We start from the raw sequence: 255 nt of genomic DNA on the forward strand, positions 1-255 counted from the left end.
GCGGCTTCACGTTGAAAACGGTGCCGGTGCGCGCCGGTGAAGCCTACGTTCGCGACGAGGACTTCGTCGCGGCGTGGGATGCCCAGGTCGGGCTCGCGCTGATCACGTGGGTATCGTCGCTGACGTCCAAACGCGTCGATCTGGCCGCGCTCGCTGCGCACGCACGAACCACGGGCAGCCTTGTCGCGGTCGACATCACGCAGGGCGCGGGCATCCTGCCGTTCAATCTGCGTGAGATACCGTTCGATTTCGTCT

General features: G+C 65.5%; 1 protein-coding gene. It reads left to right on the top strand.

Going from position 1 to position 255, the window contains the following annotated elements:
* Positions 1-255: aminotransferase class V-fold PLP-dependent enzyme (locus AB3X98_RS42205; protein ID WP_368607238.1), on the top strand; the 255-nt coding region annotated here is incomplete at both ends.

Origin of the sequence: Paraburkholderia sp. BR14312, from assembly GCF_040948675.1 — a bacterium.
Lineage (GTDB): Bacteria > Pseudomonadota > Gammaproteobacteria > Burkholderiales > Burkholderiaceae > Paraburkholderia > Paraburkholderia nodosa_A.